At 34.0% G+C, this 4,248-nt stretch carries 4 protein-coding genes; 1 reads left to right on the top strand and 3 read right to left on the bottom strand.

Annotated features, from left to right (window positions below):
* Positions 1 to 529 precede the first annotated feature (529 nt).
* Positions 530 to 2,623, bottom strand: coding sequence for a mechanosensitive ion channel family protein (locus K737_RS00220; protein ID WP_161630380.1), 2,094 nt, complete (start codon positions 2,621 to 2,623; stop codon positions 530 to 532).
* A gap of 257 nt (positions 2,624 to 2,880) precedes the next feature.
* On the opposite strand from K737_RS00220, the gene K737_RS00225 reads away from it, so the two are divergent.
* The gene (locus tag K737_RS00225; RefSeq protein ID WP_006303032.1) at positions 2,881 to 3,531 is read left to right on the top strand and encodes a ribonuclease HII; all 651 of its coding nucleotides are present in this window, start codon (positions 2,881 to 2,883) and stop codon (positions 3,529 to 3,531) included.
* A gap of 142 nt (positions 3,532 to 3,673) precedes the next feature.
* Here K737_RS00225 and K737_RS11615 read toward each other — a convergent pair whose 3' ends face one another.
* Both K737_RS11615 and K737_RS09740 read right to left on the bottom strand, forming a co-directional pair.
* Positions 3,674 to 3,796: a transposase gene (locus K737_RS11615; protein WP_006292568.1), complete on the bottom strand. Its 123-nt coding sequence runs from the start codon at positions 3,794 to 3,796 to the stop codon at positions 3,674 to 3,676.
* 37 nt (positions 3,797 to 3,833) lie between these two features.
* The gene (locus K737_RS09740; RefSeq protein ID WP_161630381.1) at positions 3,834 to 3,998 is read right to left on the bottom strand and encodes a hypothetical protein; all 165 of its coding nucleotides are present in this window, start codon (positions 3,996 to 3,998) and stop codon (positions 3,834 to 3,836) included.
* Positions 3,999 to 4,248: the final 250 nt, after the last annotated feature.

Raw genomic sequence — 4,248 nt, forward strand, 5'->3', positions numbered from 1 at the left:
TATGAAAGATTTGGGAAGAGTTTCCAAACTTATGACCATTGTCGCTGTTGCTATTTTATACGCTTCTATAACGGGCCTTACACAAGAAATTGCTTACAAAAAAACAGTCAGAGTGCCTTTGGTATTCATACTTCACAAGGGGGCTCAGGTGGATCAAAGATAAACTCTTATTCTTTGATTTCAGCGATCTTTTAAACTACCTGAAAAAAAGTGAGGGGGAGTATGCAAAATTTTTAGTATGATTATGTTCAATATATTGTCTAAATATTAGCTAAAAATTTTTTTACGAAATTAAGATCAAACCTCTTCCTTTTGAAGTAACGTGTAAATTGAATACAGACGGATACAATGCCTTTATCCATGGATAAATGGATAGAAGGATTGCAGAAATCGATTTACCTCACTCGTGCAGAAAGTAAGCTTAACACGATTTTATTGTGCACAGGCTTTCACCTATCAATCTCCTTACAATATTATTATCGAAGAATTTGAAAATAATCTTTTTCCATTTTATCACAATCCAATTCTTTTAAATATGTGTATTTGTTAGACTCGGTGAAGCCCCAAGTACCATATGGGGAGGCGTAGGAATTTTGATTCCAGCCTCATCAAAAAGCTCTTTCAAGATGCGATTAAATTGTCGACGTACTTGATCTTGACAGTTTGGGGTTGTACGAATCTTAGCCAAAAGTACCACCGAATACGCAGTAACTTCATTCACACCTCTGAATTCTAAATTTCCCAGAACATACCGTTTTACAGGAGAATTTTTTTTCAAAATATTAAACGCTTTTTCAACTAATCGTTGCACTTTTTCCAAATCTTCATGATAAGTAACAGAAATATTCATAAGAACTGCGGAAAAATGCTTATTACGATTACCAATAACAACGATATTGCCAAAAGGAATAGTCATAAGCGTTCCATTTTCACTGCGAATCTTTACTGTCCGCGCTGCAATGAGCTCTACTTTTCCTGTTCTTCCATCTATATCTACTTCGTCTCCCACCATAAGGTTATTTTCAAAAATAATAAAAAATCCAGTAATAAAATCTCGAACAATATTCTGCAATCCGAAAGTTAGCCCAAATCCTGCAACGCCTACGCTTGCAGCCCATTCTTTTAACTGGACACCAAAAATATAAGAGATCATAAAAATTAGTGCAGGCCCTCCTACCAACACATTCACACTGGTTCGAATAATAGCCATCATTGTCTTAAGTCGAGTAAATAAAAAATTATTTTCCAAAGATTGAGTGCTATATCGATCTTCTACGTAATACTTTAAAATTTTGTTAATGATTTTAATCAATAAAAAAGAAGCCATCCCCACCAAAGCTGCATTAAAACAGCGCGTTACCCAAGGACTGACAAAAATAGACGTCATCCAGTACACAATGCTAAAGGCTGCGTTATTTTGAATTTCTTGAAACACCTCTCCCCAGAGCGTTAACAATCCAATATAAACTAATATTTTTACTGTACTTAATGATTCTTTTCTGTACTGATATAATAAAGGAAAAATAAACGATGTGTTTTTTTTCTTCCAAAGAAATTCCAAAAACATTCTATATACTTGCGGTTGAACAACATTGATACCCAATAGCACACTTGCTGTTGCCACAGTAGGAATAAAAAATGCCATAAAAACTTCTGGAAAAAATAACCATAAATTAATAAAAAGCCCCACTCCCCACTGATAAAAACTTGACAGCAAAATCAAACGATTTCTTCTAGATGGAACGGTAATTTCAGAACAGACCATATACTTAAACTTTTTCAATGCATTCCACAATCCAAAACTGAATACTATGGCAGCACTTTGGGAAAACGTAGAAAATATTAAGGAATTTGCTTGCGTTAAAGTTAAAATTTCCCTAAGCACTTTTGATAAAAAATGAATTAAAAAAACTCTTTGGAATCCATGTAACGCCATTTGTACTGCAGGTACACTTAATTGAACTCGCAATACCGAAGAAAAATACACAGACACACCATAATATCCTGCCATCAGTGTATAAGTGTGCAAAGGTAAATAAGCTAAAAATTCAGTACATACAGAAGGAAGAAACCATCGTTTAAAAGACCATATTCGCCCTATTCCTGCGTAAACTAAGACAGGAACACAAAAAAGAGCTATGATCTTAACCCCTATGGTTCTGGAAATTTTGCTAAGACTTGTATAAAATCTCTGATATATTAAAACATTACCAATTCCACTTATTACAAAAATTCCCAGCATCCACACCACAACTCCAAGAGATTTTGCATTAAATTCCGGAGCTAATACCAACCGGAACATGTATTCAAATCCATAAAAAAAGTTGTGTAAAACCCGCTTTAATTGAAAGGAAAAAAGTTCTAAGTGTGTTAATAAAGGAGAAATTCTTTCCGTCTTTTGCTCTGCCGCCTCATTAGAAGGCGGGGGGTCATACTGCTGAAGACGCTTTAAAATTCGCTCTAATTGATCTTGATTTTTTTTTAAATGCTGCTTGGCGTCTCTTACTTCTTTTAAAAGCTTTTGCATTTCTTTAGAAGAATTTTTGTGAGAAACTTTTGAAGAAGAGCTTTTTTGAGGCAAAGACTCTTGCCCTGAATCAGCCTGGCTATCTCCATAAATCAAGATGCTCCCAAGAGTGATGTAATAAAAAAATTTAAAAAGTATTTTTCTTGGAAACATAGCAGCGATTATTTTTTTATTTATCTTTTTAATAGAATAATTTTTTTTAAAAAAAGTTTCAAGTTATCATTCACTTGTCTAAAATTTTAATTTTTTATTAAAAAATACAAAAAAATTAAAGAATTGTGCTTACCTATCTCTGCATTACCTTTTGCATAAAAAAAAAAAATTGAATAAAATAGAAATATTCTATAACTTCTTTGGAGTTTTTTATCAATAAAACTGCAACCTTTCATTTTGAAGAACAGTTAGGATATTATGGTGTCGCAGGTCTTGACGAAGCAGGATATGGTGCTTGGGCAGGCCCTGTGGCTGTGTGTGCGGTAATAATAAACGCTCAGCTTTTTCCAAAAGAACTTGCGGAAATTGTTTATGATTCAAAACATTTAAAAGCAGATCTGCGTACTTTTATTCACGATGCATTTACAGCTAATCCGGATTATGGAGTTTTTTCCGTAGAAATGGTCTGGCCTAAAGAAATTGAAGAACGTAACGTGCTTCAAGCTACTCTTTGCGGAATGGAAAGAGCACTCTTAAAATTGACTCCAAGACCTTCTTACGCATTGATTGATGGTCCAAGACCCATTCCTTTTTTGGCTAAAGAAATCGTTCAGCACACCATTATCAAGGGAGATCAAAAAAGCTATTCCATTGCCATGGCTAGTATTATTGCAAAAGTAAAAAGAGACACACTAATGAACGCTCTTCACCAACACTATCCTTGCTACGGATGGGATACAAATAAGGGATACGGAACTCGAAAACATGAAGCAGCATTAAAAGCAGTTGGTCCATGTGAATATCATCGAAAAGGTTATAAAATAAAAGGTTTGTTAAATATTGAAAAATAAAATTTTATATTTTATATATAATTCCACGTTCTACAAACCTAAATTACTATATAGCTACTATCGTATAAAAGAGTCACAGATAAGTATTGAAGATTTGATCAATCGAACAATTTTTAGTGCGTCGTATATGCTTAGCTTGAGCCTACTTTTTCTCAATAGGATTCAAATCAGGTGAATAAGAAGGCAAGGTACAGTAATGTATGGCCAGAGCTCTCCAATAATTTATCTGCTTTTCTATACCTTTGTGAAAAGAAGCATCGTCCATTCACACTTTTTGTAAGTAGATTAGGTAATAAAATCTGCTATACCCAAGATGTAAAAACTTCAGTATTGGCTGTTAACAAACCTACTGCACCTAAAGCAGAACCTATTAAGGCTTTATCACATTTGTTCTTCCTTTTGTCCCCCCAATCATGACTTCCATGGTACCGTCTTTCCTTATCAGAATAACTGTGGGTTCTGGGCATATCATAATTGTTTGGCAAAATGTAGATCTTTTTTCTGGATCCGCTTTTGGGAGATTTAGAGTTTTTTTATATGTAGCTCCTATACGTTTCTTAGCATGTTTTATCCTAGATGCGCACACTTCAAGCCTTTTTACTCTTTCTTAGCTATAAGAATCAGGTATCGCTATCTATTTTAATTGCAGGTTTATTTCTTCTTAGCTTAGGCTTTATTATCTTTTTTTCATCTACTGAGTGTTGGGTTTGAAATCTT

The sequence above is a fragment of the Holospora undulata HU1 genome (genome assembly GCF_000388175.3).
GTDB classification, from domain to species: domain Bacteria; phylum Pseudomonadota; class Alphaproteobacteria; order Holosporales; family Holosporaceae; genus Holospora; species Holospora undulata_A.

Coding starts and splice junctions, on each gene's coding strand:
- K737_RS11615 (WP_006292568.1), bottom strand. CDS start 3,796: ATGGACGATGCTTCTTTTCACAAAGGTATAGAAAAGCAGATAAATTAT.
- K737_RS09740 (WP_161630381.1), bottom strand. CDS start 3,998: ATGCCCAGAACCCACAGTTATTCTGATAAGGAAAGACGGTACCATGGA.